This is a genomic window from Pseudomonas sp. NFR02 (genome assembly GCF_900119375.1).
GTDB classification, from domain to species: Bacteria; Pseudomonadota; Gammaproteobacteria; order Pseudomonadales; family Pseudomonadaceae; genus Aquipseudomonas; species Aquipseudomonas paracarnis.
In genome coordinates this window covers 1-14583 of sequence record NZ_FPJJ01000004.1, presented here as the reverse complement: position 1 = coordinate 14583, position 14583 = coordinate 1, and the positions used below count along the sequence as shown (strand labels likewise).

The 14583-nt window shown below is 61.4% G+C and carries 16 protein-coding genes and 1 tRNA gene; 4 read left to right on the top strand and 13 right to left on the bottom strand.

Going from position 1 to position 14583, the window contains the following annotated elements; translation table 11 throughout:
- Positions 1-34: 34 nt before the first annotated feature.
- The 4 genes from BT199_RS13515 to BT199_RS13500 form a co-directional block, all read right to left on the bottom strand.
- Positions 35-607, bottom strand: a complete 573-nt coding sequence (locus BT199_RS13515) for a hypothetical protein (RefSeq protein ID WP_072434687.1) — start codon at positions 605-607, stop codon at positions 35-37.
- An 18-nt stretch (positions 608-625) separates the two neighbouring features.
- Entirely contained in the window at positions 626-853 is a 228-nt protein-coding gene (locus BT199_RS13510) for a RebB family R body protein (protein WP_003187543.1), read from the bottom strand.
- Positions 854-956: 103 nt separating this feature from the next.
- Positions 957-1499 (bottom strand): RNA polymerase sigma factor, encoded by a 543-nt coding sequence (locus tag BT199_RS13505; RefSeq protein WP_175556212.1) that lies wholly within the window; start codon positions 1497-1499, stop codon positions 957-959.
- Positions 1500-1586: 87 nt separating this feature from the next.
- Positions 1587-2282 (bottom strand): Crp/Fnr family transcriptional regulator, encoded by a 696-nt coding sequence (locus tag BT199_RS13500; protein ID WP_020302202.1) that lies wholly within the window; start codon positions 2280-2282, stop codon positions 1587-1589.
- A 216-nt stretch (positions 2283-2498) separates the two neighbouring features.
- Between BT199_RS13500 and BT199_RS13495 the strand changes: the two genes are divergently transcribed.
- Positions 2499-2575 (top strand) — tRNA-Arg (locus tag BT199_RS13495).
- A 209-nt stretch (positions 2576-2784) separates the two neighbouring features.
- On the opposite strand, the gene BT199_RS13490 is transcribed toward BT199_RS13495, so the two are convergent.
- Both BT199_RS13490 and BT199_RS13485 read right to left on the bottom strand, forming a co-directional pair.
- Positions 2785-3960 (bottom strand): sensor histidine kinase, encoded by a 1176-nt coding sequence (locus BT199_RS13490; RefSeq protein WP_072434685.1) that lies wholly within the window; start codon positions 3958-3960, stop codon positions 2785-2787.
- 5 nt (positions 3961-3965) lie between these two features.
- A complete protein-coding gene (locus tag BT199_RS13485) occupies positions 3966-4655 on the bottom strand; it encodes a response regulator (RefSeq protein ID WP_003187519.1) in 690 nt (229 codons plus the stop codon).
- A gap of 218 nt (positions 4656-4873) precedes the next feature.
- Here BT199_RS13485 and BT199_RS13480 point away from each other — a divergent pair, with 218 nt between their 5' ends.
- Positions 4874-5686 carry a MipA/OmpV family protein gene (locus BT199_RS13480; RefSeq protein ID WP_072434684.1) on the top strand — a complete coding sequence of 271 codons (813 nt, stop codon included), beginning with the start codon at positions 4874-4876 and terminating at the stop codon, positions 5684-5686.
- Positions 5687-5799: 113 nt separating this feature from the next.
- Positions 5800-7020 carry an alginate lyase family protein gene (locus BT199_RS13475; protein WP_072434683.1) on the top strand — a complete coding sequence of 407 codons (1221 nt, stop codon included), beginning with the start codon at positions 5800-5802 and terminating at the stop codon, positions 7018-7020.
- A 252-nt stretch (positions 7021-7272) separates the two neighbouring features.
- Here the strand turns inward: BT199_RS13475 and BT199_RS13470 are convergent, their stop codons facing one another.
- Complete coding sequence (locus BT199_RS13470) at positions 7273-8172, bottom strand: LysR family transcriptional regulator (protein ID WP_072434682.1); 900 nt, start codon at positions 8170-8172, stop codon at positions 7273-7275.
- Between the two features lie 116 nt (positions 8173-8288).
- On the opposite strand from BT199_RS13470, the gene BT199_RS13465 reads away from it, so the two are divergent.
- Positions 8289-9320 (top strand): SDR family oxidoreductase, encoded by a 1032-nt coding sequence (locus BT199_RS13465; protein WP_072434681.1) that lies wholly within the window; start codon positions 8289-8291, stop codon positions 9318-9320.
- A 49-nt stretch (positions 9321-9369) separates the two neighbouring features.
- Here BT199_RS13465 and BT199_RS13460 read toward each other — a convergent pair whose 3' ends face one another.
- The 6 genes from BT199_RS13460 to BT199_RS13435 form a co-directional block, all read right to left on the bottom strand.
- On the bottom strand, positions 9370-9957 hold the full coding sequence (locus BT199_RS13460; protein ID WP_014716404.1) for a hypothetical protein: 588 nt from the start codon (positions 9955-9957) through the stop codon (positions 9370-9372).
- A complete protein-coding gene (locus tag BT199_RS13455; protein ID WP_072434680.1) occupies positions 9954-10526 on the bottom strand; it encodes an RNA polymerase sigma factor in 573 nt (190 codons plus the stop codon). Before BT199_RS13455 ends, BT199_RS13460 begins: the two co-directional genes overlap by 4 nt.
- 148 nt (positions 10527-10674) lie before the next feature.
- Positions 10675-12321, bottom strand: a complete 1647-nt coding sequence (locus tag BT199_RS13450) for a vWA domain-containing protein (protein ID WP_072434679.1) — start codon at positions 12319-12321, stop codon at positions 10675-10677.
- Between the two features lie 201 nt (positions 12322-12522).
- The gene (locus tag BT199_RS13445) at positions 12523-13173 is read right to left on the bottom strand and encodes a DUF799 domain-containing protein (RefSeq protein ID WP_005783625.1); all 651 of its coding nucleotides are present in this window, start codon (positions 13171-13173) and stop codon (positions 12523-12525) included.
- A complete protein-coding gene (locus BT199_RS13440; RefSeq protein ID WP_005783622.1) occupies positions 13170-13532 on the bottom strand; it encodes a DUF4810 domain-containing protein in 363 nt (120 codons plus the stop codon). The genes BT199_RS13445 and BT199_RS13440 overlap by 4 nt, the downstream gene beginning before the upstream one ends.
- Before the next feature lie 29 nt (positions 13533-13561).
- The gene (locus tag BT199_RS13435; protein WP_005783620.1) at positions 13562-14242 is read right to left on the bottom strand and encodes a CsgG/HfaB family protein; all 681 of its coding nucleotides are present in this window, start codon (positions 14240-14242) and stop codon (positions 13562-13564) included.
- Positions 14243-14583: the final 341 nt, after the last annotated feature.

Sequence of the window (14583 nt, the reverse complement as noted above, 5' to 3'; positions counted from 1 at the left end):
CGCCCCAGCAGAACGCTGGAGCGCTGTGCTCGGTTCAGGCCGCTGGCGCGGCCCGGTTGGCCAGGGTGTCGGCGTACTTGGCGATGCTCTGGTCGATCTTGTCGATGGCCACGCTGGCGGCTTCGGCCTCCATCGCACCGGCAGCAGCAGCCACAGCGGCAGCGGCGCCCACCAGCAGGTCGGTGGCCAGGGCGCCCAAGGCGTCTTCGGCAGCGGCCGGCAGGTTGTCCTTGACGATGTTCTCGGTCATTTGCTGGAGCAGCACGGCCTGGGCCGCCAGGGCGATCTTGCTGACCCCGTCGAAGTACCCCGCCGCCGCTTGCGCCACCAGCCCGGCTGCCTGGCTGATCATCATGTCGGCCGGCACCGCGAACTGCGCCGGGGCGTAGGCAAAGTTCTGCGAATTGGTGAACTGCACCGCCTGCACGATCTGGCTATTGAGCGCTGCCGTGCTGTCGGATGACGGCGCGCTCACCTGATTGAGCAAGTGCTCGTTCATGCGCGCCATGATCGAGCGCGAGGCCGGTGCAGCGGGCGCCGGCGGAGGTGGATCGGCGGCGGGCGTTGCTTGGGCGGCGGCGGGTTTCTTTTTGCTGAACCACGACATAATCCAACTCCCGAGGGCTCAGCCCTTCTCGCCAATCTGCATGATCAGCGCCACGGCCTTGGAGATCACCGCATTGGAAATCTGGTTCATCGCCTGCTGGCTGTTGACCGCGTTCTGCAACGACAGGCCCGCCGCGCTGCTGGCCACCTGGTACAGCGACGCGATGGCCTGGGCCGGCGCCTCGGCTACCACCTTGACGTTGGTTTGAGTGACCGCGTCGGTGATCTGGCTGTTGACCTCTGTCATACATCTCTCCTTGATGGCATTCACCCAGGTTTGGGTGTGGATAGCGGCGGCGTGCTGCGCTCATACCACTAGAACGCCCCACGCCAGCATGTGTGAATTACCTTCAGCGCAACGCATCGCGCAGCAGTTGCACACGCTTGCGCACCAGCGGCAGCTTCACGTGCAGCTCCGCGGCAATTTGCGGGTAAGGCAGGTCGTCGACAAAACGCATCTCGAACAAGCGCTGCTGCAACAGCGGTAACCGTGCGACGTGCGCCTCGATCTGCTCCAGGCGCTCATAACATTCCACCCGCTCCAGCACCGAAGCGCAGGGCGCGGCGAGCGCGGCCAGGTGATCGTGTTCAAGGTCCACCGAATCATCGAACAGCCGCCCCTCGCGCTTGCTGCGCCGCACGCTGTCGAGAAACACATGATCGAGCACCAGAAACAGAAACCCCTGAGGGTCACGAATACGCTCGGGCGAACGCCGAAAAAACAACAGGGCCTTGATCGCCGTCGCCGCCAACCACTCCTGGCCCTGATCCAGATTGCCCTTGGCCCGCCGCAACGCCCGGCGCCTGAGCTCGCCGTGCACAGCACGCCAACTCGCTTCGAACAAACGGTCATCGGCGGCCCATTGATCCTTGAACTGAACAGTCATCCCCATCGCCAGCACTCCTGTGCATCCTTGATGAAGGGCCAGTCTGCGAGGGCTCGACGGGGGTACGCTGTTACCTGGGGAACACCGCCACAACTAATTCAGCGCAAAAGCCTTGCGCCGCAACTGCTCGACATCGTTGATCACCATGCGCTCCAGACCGCCGCTGATCACCCCACTGCGCCGCCACACTTGCAGCTGCACATTCAGCTTGGGCCGACTGGTGTTCAGCATCGACGCCAACACCCCCTGGCTTGCGGGCAACGACACACTGGGCAAAGCCAACGCCAGGTCGATCTCACCCAGGTTGGCCAACAAAAACCGCGCCAACCGCGACTCCAGCCGATGCAGGCACACCAACTCCAACAACTCGATGGCGTGCAGCAAGCGCAGCATCATCAGCATCAACAAACGCCGCAGAAACACCGGCTCCTCAAACAACACAGCAAAATGCCGACTACCCAACTGCAACAACCGCGTGGGCCCGCTGGCAAAGGTAGAAGACTCGCGCCCATGATCCTTGATCAACGCCGTCTCCCCCACCACCTGCCCGACCCCAGTGCTGCCGATAATCTGCTCGCGCCCATCCGGCCCATGCACCACCGAATAAATCCGCCCCTCCACCACCAACGCAATGAATTCGAGGGTGTCATCCTTGAAATACAACAGCTCACGATCATCCAGCGTGCGCTCCACCATATGGGTGGCGACGTAGCGCAAGAGATGCTCCGGCATACCTCGAAACAAATCGGAGCGAGCCAGCAGGGTTTGTCTGAGCGGGAGATCGAGCATCACGGTTCCTTTGGAATGCATGCGTTCACCTGAGGAATTGCGGCGTGGAAGCGGGTTAAAGCCACAAGAGCAAAGCAAACAAAGGGACGTGCGGCCCGGGGAGTTGTGAATGAGGGTGGCGATTAGCCATTTTTTGTCGGAAATGGACGACAGGGGGCGGGGCAAATGCCGGAATGGACGCATCAGGTCGACATGGGTATGATGTCGCCCGCACAAGCATCCGTAGCTCAGCTGGATAGAGTACTGCCCTCCGAAGGCAGGGGTCGTGGGTTCGAATCCCGCCGGGTGCACCAGATATGAAATGAAAAAGCCTCAGGTCGGGAGATCTGGGGCTTTTTTGTTTTTGGTTTGGTGGGTGGTGAGAGAGTGTTGAGTCGCGTCGGGATAGTAGAGGTGAAAATAAATCCCCTTTCCCCTCCCTTTTTCCCAAGCAGTTTTCCAGCTCTACGATCATTACGATTTCACCGCCTTGAGCGCCGGTCTCAAGGCAAAGAAGAAACGCCTACACAGGAACCTCCGCCCTGATCAGCGTACCGCCTTCGGCCAGATTGCGGGCAGTAATGGTACCGCCATGGGCGTGGCAGATCGCACGGGCGATGGACAAGCCTAGCCCGCTCCCCCCCGAGTAACGTGCCCTGGAGCGCTCTGCACGCCAGAAGCGGTCGAACACGCTGTCCAGATGCTGGGCTTCGATACCTGGCCCTCGGTCACCGACTTCAATCACCACCGAACCGTGAACCCGGCGCGCCGTTACATTCAACTCGCCTCCCCCGGCCGCATAACGCAGCAAGTTATCGACCAGAATGTTGATCACCTGGCCCAGGCGATCACGATCGGCATGCATACGAAGCCCATCAGCAATACTGACCTGCGTCAGCACGCAAGCCTCATCCAACTGCGGCTGGAACCACGCCAACCGCTCCGCCACCAGAGCTGCCAGAGAAAACTCGCTGCGCTCCAGCACCAGCCGGCCAGCACGAGCCATCGACAACAGGTGCAAGTCATCCACCAGCTTTCTGAGTTGATCGAGCTGACGCTTGACCATGCCCAACTGCATGGCATCACTGGGGAATACCTCATCGAGCATCCCCTGCACGCGCCCCATGGCGGCGTTCAAGGGTGTGCGCAGTTCGTGGGCAATGACCGCGCTGGATTCACGCACATCGCGCTCATAGCGCTCCAGTTGCGTGGTCATGCTGTTGAAGTCGCTGACCAGCCGTTGCAGCTCGTCGGGCGCGTCGCGGTGCACCGGCAGGCGCGTCAGGAAATCACCGCCGGCGACTCGCCGGGCGCCCTGGGCAATTGCCGAGAACTGGCTGGACAAGGGCCGCGAAAACCACAGGCCGAAGCCAATGATGATAGGGATCGCGGCCAGCACCAGGCCGATCAGTATCAGCCAGTCGCGATTGGCGATAGCCGGCTGGAAATAGTCCAGCGGATAGTACTGGGCAACCACTTGACGCAAGCGTGCCTCATTGAGCTCTGGCTCGGCGCGCAACGCCAGCAGCTCCTCACGCGGCCCCGGCGGCAGATGCTGCACAAAATACCAGTCCGACAGTGTGACGTTGATCCACATGCACACCGAGATCACCACCACCGCGCCGATCGCCAGCAAGCTCATGCGCAGGCCGATCCAGCGCCACATGGGTTTGTCGTTGACCCGCGGTTGCTCAAGCATGTGCGTTACCTGAATCGATAGCCAATGGAGCGCACCGTGACCAGAACGCCGGTGATACCGTGGTTTTCCAGCTTGCGGCGCAGGTTGTGCACGTGGGTGTCGACGACGCGGGCCAGGGCTTCGCTTTCCGGCAGGCAGATTTCCAGCAACTCATCACGGGTGAAGGCCTTGGACGGCGTCTTGAGCAACGTCACCAGCAGCTTGAATTCCGTTGGGGTCAGGTCCAGCCATTGCGGTGGTGCTTCGCCCTGCTCAATGGCTGCGGTAAACGCAACAAGATCCACCCGCAGGTTTTCATGGCGCAGCAGGTGTTCCACCGGTTGGTTGCCGGTGGTGCGCCGCAACACCGCGTGCACCCGCGCCACCACTTCGCGCGGGCTGTAAGGCTTGACCACATAGTCGTCCGCGCCATAACGCAAGGCACCGAGCTTTTCCGGTTCGTCGCCCATGGCCGTGACCATGATGACCGGCGTGTCACTGCTACGGCGAACGGCGGATAACACTTCGGTGCCGCTCAAGCGCGGCAGCATCACGTCGAGCAGGATCAGGTCGGGCTGCCAGCTTTTGTACAGGTCCAGACCGCGCTGGCCGTCTTCGGCCAGGGCCACCTCATAGCCATCCCGGAGCAAGTAGGCTTCGAGAATGTTGGCGCTGTCGGCGTCGTCTTCGACGATGAGGATACGTTTTCCTGACACAAAGAAGCCTCTTGATGAAACCTTGATAATTTACGAACGGTTTATTGAAAGTGCGCTGCCAGTATTGCCCTACGCCCGCTTTCGCGAGCCGATCCTATGCCGACCACTGCATCGCTGTCCAAGCCTATCAACGGGCCTGAACAGCTCGATCAGAGGGAGGCGTTGTGTCGCGCGTCGGCGGGCGCACTGCTGTCTTCTTTTGCACATAGGGCTTGACCATGAACTTCACCACCTCCCCTACCCACAACGTTCTGTTGGGCGCCGTCACGCTGCTGTGCTGCGCGCTCGCGCCCCAGGCTCAGGCGACCGACGCCAGCCCGACAGCCGAAGAAACCACCGTTACCCTGGGCCTTGGCATGGGTGTCACGCCTCGCTACATGGGTGCTGACCGCTACCGTCCGCTCGTACTGCCGATGCTCAGCATCCAGCACGGAGCGTTGTTCGCCGACACCACTCGCGGCGTGGGCCTGCAATTTCAATCCGACAGTGGTTTTAGCGCCAGCGCAGCGATCAATTACGACCTGGGCCGCAAAGAGAAGGACAGCACCACCAGCCCGGGCGGCGACGAGCTCAGAGGTATGGGCGATATCAACGGCGCAACCGTCGCCGACTTTACCCTCAGCCAACAACTGCTTGACTGGCTGTCGGTCAACGGCGAAGCCGAACTGCGCATGGCCGGCGAGCACCGAGGCAACCGTTACCGCTTTGGCCTGGAAGGCATCTTGTTGCACACAGACCGCGACACCCTGAGCCTGGCCATCGACGCCCATGCCGGCGATAGCCGCTACAACCAGACGTTCTTCGGCGTCACCCAGGCTCAGAGCCAACGCTCGATCTACAGCAAGTACACCGCCGACGCCGGGATCTATGCCTACTCCGCTGCCTTGAACTGGCAGCACACCTTCGACGCGCACTGGTCAACGCTGGCCAGCCTGACGCTGACTCAATACGCCGACCAGGCCAGCGACAGCCCGCTGGTAAGGCGCGAAACCGCAGGCTTGGGCCTGTTTGCAATCAACTACACGTTTTGACAACAAGCCCCGGGTATGCAGGCTTCATCTGAACTATCCCTGGGGCAGATTCCAGTCCTGTGCGAATGGCTTTTCAGACCGCGCAAGGTTCTCCCCATCAGGGCGTACACACGATGATCCGTTTGAAGTACCTGTCCAAAAGAGCCGTGCTGCTCTATGCGCTATTGATGAGTATCGGCAGTCAAGCCTCCCCCACCCTGCATACCGAAGCGTTCGTGCATCCTGGCCTGCTCCAGACCCGGGAGGACTTCACGCGGATACGCGAGAAGCTGGCCAACTATAACCAGCCGTGGCTGGCCGGCTGGCAGAAGCTGATCGCCAACCCCCATGCCTCATTAGCCTGGCAGCCCAACCCGATGCCGGTGGTGTACCCCACTTCAGGCGGCCCGAATAACGACAGTGTTCTGTTCAACGACGCAGCCGCCGCGTATGCACTGGCCCTGCGCTGGCAGATCTCCAACAACCCGGCGTATGCCGACAAGGCCGTGAGTATTTTGAACCAGTGGGCCTCGACCCTCACCGCGATCAAAGACAAGCCCGGCAGAGCTTTGGTGGCAGGCTTGTACGGCTACCAACTGGCCAACGCGGCCGAACTGCTGCGCAGCTACCCAAAGTGGCGGGCGGAAGATTTCCAGCGTTTTCAAGGCATGATGCTCACTGTGTTCTACCCCATCAATCATGACTTCCTGGTGAACCACGACGGCGCCCGGCCTGATCATCATGGGGCCAACTGGGACCTAGCCAACATGAACTCGATGCTGGCCATCGGCGTACTGACCGACCGCCGCGATCTCTACAACGAGGCCGTCGACTACTTCAAGCACGGCACCGGTAACGGCGCCCTCGCCCACGCGGTGTGGAAGCTCTACGGCGATGGCCTTGGTCAAGTCCAGGAAAGCGGACGTGATCAGTCACACGCCATGCTCGACATAGCCCTGCTCGGCAGTTTCTGCCAAATGGCCTGGAGCCAGGGCAACGACCTGTTCGGCTACCAGAACAACCGCGTGCTGCAGGGCGCCGAGTATGTGGCCAAGTACAACCTTGGCCAGGAGGTGCCGTTTACCCCCATCCCCAACAGCAGCTTCAAACAGACCGTCATCTCGGCCGATCATCGCGGCGAAACCCGTCCGATATGGGAACTGCTCTACAACCACTACGCAGTGCGAAAGGGCCTCAGCGCACCGAATGTGCAGGCCATGGCAAATAACGTCCAAGTGGAAGGTGGTGGCGGGGATTATGGTGCTGACAGGGTTGGCTACGTCCAGCTGGGGTATGGGACGTTGCTGTATTCGTTGGGGGAATACGGTTTGTCGCAGATGCAGTTAATGCCTTAGAGGTATATCACCGAAGCTGCGCTGCGCATTACAAATGCGTCCTTTCTACCTGTCAAATTCGAGGAATGGCAAGAACGCATTGGTGTGTTGGAAATGTCAAAGGACGCCAGCACCATCGCCGCAGAAGTGTGGAGCCAGATATGAATGAAACACCCGAGGTCTTAAGACCCGGGGCTTTTTTGTGAGCCACTTGCACGCGCAACTTGATGTTGCTACGAGTGGCTAAGCGCCTACATCCCGATGGGTTGAATATTACGAAGGCCTTGATGAATTCCCGGAATGCTGCTTTTCCAGGCTTGAAATTTCACCGCGCAACACCCCCTCCAACACCCCAAAAAACCTCTGAATATGCCCCTGCTTCAACGCCTGTGGCCGCGTCACCAAATAAACCTCCATCGCCGGCAGTTCTATCTCCTGAAAAACCTCACTCAACCCCGTCGCCAAAATACGCGGCAACACCGCCACCCCCATCCCCCGCCTCACCGCCTCAAGCTGCACCGCAAACGAACTCACCCTAATCGGCGCATGGTCCAACCCCGCAGCCTTCGCAGCGCGCATTTGCGGTAGCAGGTCCAACGGTGGCAGCAAGGCGATACTTGCGGCAGTGGCTGGGGTTAGCGCAGGAAAACGTTGCAGGTAGTCGGCGGTTGCGAACACGCCGTAGGCAAGTTTGCCCAGCCCTCGGTAGATCAGGGAAGGTTCGCCCAGGTGTGCGGTGCGTATGGCTATATCGGCCACGCCTCGTACGATTTTGTGGAAGTCGGTGGTGACCTGGAGTTCTACGGAGCAGCCTGGGTGCTGCGCTGTGAAGCGGCTGGCGGCTTCGAGCACGCTGGCAGAAAAGCCTTCGCCTGCGCTCACCAGTACGGTGCCGCTGAGAATTGCTGGCGCGCCGTCGACGGGGGCCTGGCGTCGCAGGCCGGATTCGGCTGCCAGGGCGACGTCTACCAGGGCTTGGCCTCGGGAGGTGAGCCGGCAGCCTTCCACGCCGCGTTCTACCAGTGGTTCGCCCAGGGCGGTTTCCAGTTGGGTGAGGCGGCGGGAGACGGTAGAGGCCGCGATACCCAGTAATTGGCCTGCCTGTAAAAAGCTGCCGCGCCGTGAGACTGCCAGCAGCAGTCGAAGATCGTCCCAATTTGCCTGCAATGCCATATCTCCGCGCTTCCCTGGTGTGCAGATGTGCAAAGCCATTATGCCGTAGGCGCTGTTTTTACGGCGCGGGCTCGCGGGTATATCTACTGGCCTTCTCAACAAATGGAATGGCCTGTATGAACACGAACCCCAATCGCTTGCACAGCACCTTTGTGACCGGCGCCACCGGCTTGCTGGGCAATAACCTGGTACGGGAGCTGGTCGCACGGGGTTATGCGGTGAAGGCGCTGGTGCGCTCGGCGGCCAAGGGCGCGCAGCAGTTCGGCGATGTGCCGGGCGTGGAGATGGTGGTGGGGGACATGGCGGATGTGGATGCCTTCGCGGCGGCGTTGCAAGGCTGCGATACGGTGTTTCACTGCGCGGCGTTTTTTCGCGATAACTACAAGGGCGGCAGCCATTGGGAGGAACTGGAGAAGATCAATGTCGTCGGTACGCGTGCCCTGCTGCAACGGGCGTATGACGCCGGTGTGCGACGGTTTGTGCATACCTCGTCGATTGCCGTGCTTGACGGTGCCCCCGGTACGCCGATCGACGAGACGTGCCTGCGGGCCGAAGCCGATGCGGACGACTACTACCGCAGCAAGATCCTGGCTGAGCGGGAGGTGTTGAGGTTTCTTGAAAGCCACCCGCAGATGTACGCCTGCATGGTCTTGCCCGGTTGGATGTGGGGGCCGGGCGACCGTGGGCCGACGTCTTCGGGGCAGTTGGTCAGGGACGTTATCAACGGCAAGCTGCCGGGGCTGATTCCGGGCACCTTTTCGCTGGTCGATGCCCGCGATGTGGCCTGGGCGCACATTGCCGCCGCCCAAAACGGGCGACGGGGCGAGCGTTATCTCGCGGCCGGTCGCAACTTTACCATGCGCCAGCTGATGCCTGTGCTGGGGCGTATTGCCGAGGTCAAGGTGCCCTCCCGCCAGCTGCCGCTGCCCGCGCTGTACCTGTTGGCAGCGGTGCAAGAGGCCTACGCGTACCTGACCGGCAAGCCCATCTTGCTGAGCATGGCGACGTTGCGGCTGTTGATACGCGAGGAGCACCGTACCCGCTTTGACCACCGTAAAAGTGAAGAGGAACTGGGGCTGAGCTTTCGCGGGTTGGAGCAGACCCTAGCGGACACGGTGGGCTGGTACCGAGCCTACGGCGGGTTGTAATAAAAAGCCCCAGGTCGACAGGCCTGGGGCTTTTTTCGTGGCGGCAGATTTAACGCGTTTGCAGTGCTTCTAACCGTGCCGGCAAATCCTCCTGCGGGAAGCGTTGGTACAGCGCCAGCAGTTTCTCGTCCGCCGCCTTGGTTTCCCCCGCTCGACGCAGGTTCACAATCTCCTGCAGGCCTTCTTCCAACGTAGGCAGTGTCCGTTTGCTGAGTTTTGCCGCTGGCTGATCCGCCAATGCGCTTTCGGCTTGAGCAGGAGCGCTTTCAACCCTAGGCGCTACGGCCATGCGGGCCATTGGCGCGGGTGCGGAAAACGCTTGCGGCGCCGGGTGAGCCGCTTCTTCGTGGCGCGGCGCGGAGAATGTCGCGGTGGAGATTTCAGGTTGCGGCACGGGGGAGCGCATGACCACGCCGATCATCAGTGCCAACCCGGCGACGGTGGCAAATGCCATTTGCCAGCGCGGGCGTTGGCAGGCTTGTAGCCAGCGTTGCCACAGGCTGGGTTGCGGCTGCGGGGCTTCGCGGCGGGCGGCGTTGAGGATGAAGGCGTCGAGGGACGCGGGCGGTTCGCCCGTGCTGTGTTGACGGTAGTGCTGGAGCAGCGCGTCGTCTGGGGTGTGTCGGGAGTCAGTCATACGGGTACCTCCTCGGCCAGCAGGCGCCGCAATTTTTGCAGGGCGTAGCGCAGGCGGCTTTTTACGGTTTCCAGCGGGGCGCCGGTGAGGGTGGCGATTTGCGGTACTTCGAGGTCGCCGTGCAGGCGCAGCAGAAACACTTCGCGCTGGTCTTCGGGCAACGCTTGCAGGGCCGCGTCGAGGCGCGCCTGGTCGCGGCTGAGGGTCAGTTGCTGCTCGGGGCCGTCGCTGTCGTCGGCCTGGGCGTGCAGCTGTTCATCGTAGCTGTCATGCAGGGGGTTGTGGATGCCGTGCTTGCGCCAATGGTCGATCAGGCGGTTGCGGGCGATCTGGAACAACCAGGTGCGAAAACTCGCCCGGCCTTGTGGCTGGGTGGTGCTGCGGATGAGGCTGAGCCAGGTGTCCTGGTAGATTTCTTCGGCCAGTTCGGCTTTGTTGCACAGGGACACGAGGAAGCGGTACAGGCCCTGGCGATGGCGCGTGTACAAGGTTTCGAAGGCGCCCGCGTCACCGGTTCGGTAGCGGGCCAGCAGCGATTCGTCGCTGGGTGAGTCGTCTGGAACGGCCATGTAGTGGGCGAACTCCTTTTGGTCAGCCGAAGCAGGGTTAGTGTGGGAGCTGGCTTGTCGAATCGTCGCAACGCTGCGATGGCATCCACTCGGTGTGCCTGGTGAACCGAGTTGTCTGCATCGCAGGCAAGCCAGCTCCCACATTGGTTCATTGTTGTGTTCGAGATTCGGGTTTGAGGCTTTGGGCCAACTCCACCAGTTGCACGAACTCGTTGCGCAGCCCGAAGGGGTCATCGCCGCGGGCCGAGCGTGCCAATTTGGCGGTGTCTTGCAAACTCATGGTGCCAGTGTAGCGGCCATCGCCCTTGAGCTGTTGGGCGAAGGCAGCCACGGCAGACGCGAAGCGCAGGTCGTCGCTGGCCGGGGCAGCCTGGTTGGCGATGGGGCGTTCGATCAACTGGCTGCTACCGCCCGCAGCGGGCTTGTAGCGCACCCGCAGCATCGCCAGCTCATCGGATTGGCCTTCGGTCGCAGGTGCGGCGGCGTAACGCAGAGGTTCCAACCAGCCCTTCTCGCCCTTGGGCACGATTTCATACAGCGCCGTCACCGTGTGCCCTGCGCCAATCTCGCCGGCATCGACCTTGTCGTTGTTGAAATCCTCACGTTTCAGGGCGCGGTTTTCATAACCCAGCAGGCGGTATTCGCTGACCTGGGCCGGGTTGAATTCCACCTGCAATTTCACATCCCGCGCCACCACGGCCAGGGTCGAACTGAGTTGCTCCACCAGCACTTTGCGCGCTTCGCGCAGGTTGTCGATGTAGGCGTAGTTGCCGTCGCCCGCGTCGGCCAGTTGTTCCATCAGGTGTTCGTTGTAGTTGTCCACACCAAAGCCGAGGGTGGTCATCGATACGCCGCTTTTGCGCTGGGCCACGGCCATTTGCTTGAGGCTGTCGAAGTCGCTGATGCCCACGTTGAAGTCGCCGTCGGTGGCCAGCAGGATGCGGTTGATGCCATGGTCGATAAACCCTTCGCGGGCCATCTGGTAGGCCAGTTCAATGCCCGACGCGCCTGCGGTGGAGCCGCCGGCGGTGAGTTGGTCGATGGCGTTGCGGATCTTGGCTTTTTCACTGCCCGAGGTGGGCTTGAGCACCACGCGGGATTCACCGGCGTAGACCACCAGTGACACGCGGTCCTGATCACGCAGTTGATCGACCAGTAACTTCAGCGTGCTCTTGACCAGCGGCAAGCCTTCGCGGCGGTCCATGGAGCCGGACACGTCCACCAGGAACACCAGGTTGGCGGGCGCCAGTTCGGCCACGGGTTTATCGGAGGCCTTGATGCCGATGCGCAGCAGTTTTGTGCGCGGGTTCCACGGTGTGGCGGCCACTTCGGTGGTGACGCCAAAGGGTGAGCCGTCGGTGGGCAGGGCGTAATTGTAGGGAAAGTAGTTGACCAATTCCTCCAATCGCACCGCGCCTTCGGGGGGCAGGCGGCCTTGGTTGAGGAAGCGCCGTACGTTGGCGTAGCTGCCCGTGTCGACATCCACGCTGAAGGTGGAGACCGGGGTTTCGGTGACGCGGTGCACGGGGTTGTCAGGCAGGTTGGCGTATTGCTCGCGGGGTTCGCTGCGGTAGTCCATCGTCGCCATTTCCCGCACCCTCATGGGTGCCGACATGGCCATCCGCTTGACCACTGCATTCTGGATCGGCGCGCTGTGCAGCTCGGCGAGAGGCGCCGGTTCAACCGGTTTGGAGACTTCGGGGGACGATGACAGCCCACACCCAACCAGCGCCACCAGCAGGGTAACGGTGAAGCCTTGGGCAGCGGGACGCAGGTAAAGCAGAGGGCGGGACATGGGGCTGAACCTCGTGAATGAATGAGCCGTTCACAAGGTCAGACGCGACATAGGTTGGGTTCGGGTTAAACCCTTGAAATTCACCCCGATCAATGTGGGAGCTGGCTTGCCTGCGATAGCGGTGTGTCAGGCAGCCTTTCCAGCACTGGCCCACCGCTATCGCAGGCAAGCCAGCTCCCACAGTTGAATGGCGGTGTTCTCTTAGTCCGTGCCGTATTTCGGGTTACGCGGGCCATACAAGATGCCGGTGCGCTGCCCTGCCGACAGCAACCGCGCACTGGTGATACCGGCAATCGGGTGCGCCGCATCGGTAGAGCTGTTGATCACTTGCTTGACCGCCGCCGTGATCAGCATGCCCACCAGGCCGCCGCCGTTGTTGTTGCCCTCCTCGCTCGACGCCCGCGCCGAACCGGTCCACAGGGTGGTGCCGGTGCGCAGGTCCACCAGTTTGGCCGAGGCCGTCACCGAGGTGTCGCTGGAGATCAGCATGTACTGAGTGCCGTACTCGCTGATGGTGATGTACAGCGCCGCGTCCGCACCAAAGATGTCATGCAGCTTGGCCGGTTGTACGGCCTGGATATCGTTGGCGGTGGTCAGGCCGTTCTGACGGAAGGTTTCGTCCACCAGGGCAATCGGCAACACGTAGTAGCCGGCTTCGGCCAGCGGGTAGGTGACTTGCGACACCAGGCTGTAGGACGCCTGCACTTCCGGCGATTCATTGATCGGCGGCAGTACCAGGATCGACTTGGGCCGCGCCTGTTTGTACGCCGAATAATCAACCGTCTTGGGTGCGGCGCAACCGCCGAGCAACGCCAGGGCCAGCAAGGCGCCGGTGAGTTTTAACAGGCTCATTTGGTGGCGACTCCGGCTTTGGCGTTTTTCAACAGAAAGTCCATGTACGCAGCAGACTCAGGGAACAACGCCTTCTCGGTGCGAAACTCCTGCACCATCTGGTCATCCTTGCCCATGTTCATGTACAGCATGCCCAAGTGCGCGTGGTAACCCGGCGGTGCCTTGCGGCCACTGGCGTTGATCTTCTGCAGATCGCGCTCCAGTGCTTCCACCTGCGCTTCCTTGGGCTCGCCCTTGAAGTACTCGTAAACCTGCGGCTGGTAGCTTTCCCATTGATACAGGGGCTGGGGCGCCGTTTGGCACCCGGCTACCGTCGCGATTGCTGCCAGCGTCAGCGCTAACTTCACTGCCTTGCTCATCCGTGTACTGCTCCTTGTGGTGTGGCTGATCAGTTACGCGGGTTCCAGGCGCCGGCGTTGATGCCGTCGACCAGGCGGTTGATCGCTTCGCGCATGGCCAGGTCCAGCACCTTGCCATTGAGGGTGGAGTCATAGCTGGCGGTGCCGCCGAAGCCGATCACTTCACGGTTGGACAGCGCGTACTCACCAGCGCCCTGGGTGGAATACACCACTTCGGAGGTGTTGATGTTGACGATATTCAACGCGACTTTGGCGTAGGCCACTTGGGTCTTGCCACGGCCGAGAATGCCGAACAACTGGCGGTCGCCGGTTTCTTTGCGGCCGAACTCGGTTACATCGCCAGTCACTACGTAGTCAGCGCCCTTGAGCTTCTGCACGGTGCCTTTGATTTTGGCTTCCTGGGAGATTTCACCCATGTTGTCACGGTCCAGCACGCTGAAGCGGTTGGTCTGCTGCAAGTGGGTGATGAGGATGGTCTTGGCCTGGCCGCCGAGACGGTCAACGCCATCGGAGAAGATGCCGCGCATGTAGCTGGAGCGGTTATCGAACTTACCCACGGCAATCGGCACACGCACGCCGGAATAGGCAACGTGGGCGCTGGCGACTTGCTCCACCGGCATCGCGCGGTTGCTCTCGGTGGCACAACCGGCCACGGTCAACAGCGCCGCGGCGGTGAGGCCCGACAGCAGGATTTTGGACAGTGTCTTCACAGGGTGCTCCTTGGGTGAGGAAATCAGCGTTGCTGGGTTTTCCAAGGAGAAAGGCAGCCTGAAAACGTGCTGGCCTGAATTCTTCCCTGAAAGACGGTGATGCAACGGCTGCGGCATTTTACGGGGTTGAGAGCGGTTCTCAAGTTGTTTCGGCCATAGGTGGGTGGCTTACCCTACTGCCGACCGCAATACTCAAAGCAACGAAGATCAAATGTGGGAGCTGGCTTGCCTGCGAAAGCGGCAGTGCAGCAACAGATGCAGCGACTGACCCACCGCCTTCGCGGGCAAGCCCAATGCCGATCAATTAAACGAACGCAATGCCCAAAGCAACGAAGATCCAA

Bases quoted from the DNA above. Each gene is read 5' to 3' on its own strand.
- BT199_RS13515 (WP_072434687.1), bottom strand. From the start codon at position 607: ATGTCGTGGTTCAGCAAAAAGAAACCCGCCGCCGCCCAAGCAACGCCC.
- BT199_RS13510 (WP_003187543.1), bottom strand. From the start codon at position 853: ATGACAGAGGTCAACAGCCAGATCACCGACGCGGTCACTCAAACCAAC.
- BT199_RS13505 (WP_175556212.1), bottom strand. From the start codon at position 1,499: ATGGGGATGACTGTTCAGTTCAAGGATCAATGGGCCGCCGATGACCGT.
- BT199_RS13500 (WP_020302202.1), bottom strand. From the start codon at position 2,282: ATGCTCGATCTCCCGCTCAGACAAACCCTGCTGGCTCGCTCCGATTTG.
- BT199_RS13490 (WP_072434685.1), bottom strand. From the start codon at position 3,960: ATGCTTGAGCAACCGCGGGTCAACGACAAACCCATGTGGCGCTGGATC.
- BT199_RS13480 (WP_072434684.1), top strand. From the start codon at position 4,874: ATGAACTTCACCACCTCCCCTACCCACAACGTTCTGTTGGGCGCCGTC.
- BT199_RS13475 (WP_072434683.1), top strand. From the start codon at position 5,800: ATGATCCGTTTGAAGTACCTGTCCAAAAGAGCCGTGCTGCTCTATGCG.
- BT199_RS13470 (WP_072434682.1), bottom strand. From the start codon at position 8,172: ATGGCATTGCAGGCAAATTGGGACGATCTTCGACTGCTGCTGGCAGTC.
- BT199_RS13465 (WP_072434681.1), top strand. From the start codon at position 8,289: ATGAACACGAACCCCAATCGCTTGCACAGCACCTTTGTGACCGGCGCC.
- BT199_RS13460 (WP_014716404.1), bottom strand. From the start codon at position 9,957: ATGACTGACTCCCGACACACCCCAGACGACGCGCTGCTCCAGCACTAC.
- BT199_RS13455 (WP_072434680.1), bottom strand. From the start codon at position 10,526: ATGGCCGTTCCAGACGACTCACCCAGCGACGAATCGCTGCTGGCCCGC.
- BT199_RS13450 (WP_072434679.1), bottom strand. From the start codon at position 12,321: ATGTCCCGCCCTCTGCTTTACCTGCGTCCCGCTGCCCAAGGCTTCACC.
- BT199_RS13445 (WP_005783625.1), bottom strand. From the start codon at position 13,173: ATGAGCCTGTTAAAACTCACCGGCGCCTTGCTGGCCCTGGCGTTGCTC.
- BT199_RS13440 (WP_005783622.1), bottom strand. From the start codon at position 13,532: ATGAGCAAGGCAGTGAAGTTAGCGCTGACGCTGGCAGCAATCGCGACG.